Origin of the sequence: Enterobacter sp. 61D5 (assembly GCF_034107965.1) — a bacterium.
GTDB lineage: Bacteria > Pseudomonadota > Gammaproteobacteria > Enterobacterales > Enterobacteriaceae > Enterobacter > Enterobacter cloacae_M.
In genome coordinates this window covers 1-464 of sequence record NZ_JAWNFK010000068.1, presented here as the reverse complement: position 1 = coordinate 464, position 464 = coordinate 1, and the positions used below count along the sequence as shown (strand labels likewise).

Annotated in this window: 1 protein-coding gene; it reads left to right on the top strand. The window is 54.5% G+C overall.

Annotated elements, in window-relative coordinates:
* A partial coding sequence (locus tag UTM25_RS22535; protein ID WP_320715397.1) for a replication initiation protein occupies positions 1-464 on the top strand: 464 nt, incomplete at both ends.

Genomic DNA, 464 nt, shown 5'->3' with positions numbered 1-464 from the left:
CACGCTCACCTGCTCTACGCACTCAACATCGCCGTGAGAACCGCGCCTGATGCCTCGGTTAAGGCGCTGAAATATGCCGCAGCGGTTGAACGTTCGCTGTGTGAGAAACTTTGTGCGGATGTGAACTACAGCGGCCTGATTTGCAAAAATCCGTTCCACCTGGAATGGCTGGTGATGGAGTGGCGCGAGGAAGCCTATACCCTCGATGAACTGGCTGATTATCTCGATTTGAGCGCCTCAGCGCGCCGTAGCATCGATAAACATTACGGGATGGGGCGAAACTGCCACCTGTTCGAAATGACGCGCAAATGGGCTTACAGGGCGATTCGTCAGGGCTGGCCTGAATTCTCACAGTGGCTTGATGCCGTGATTCAGCGTGTCGAAATGTACAACGCATCGCTTCCTGTTCCGCTTTCACCAGCTGAATGCCGGGCTATTGGCAGGAGCATTGCGAAATACACGCA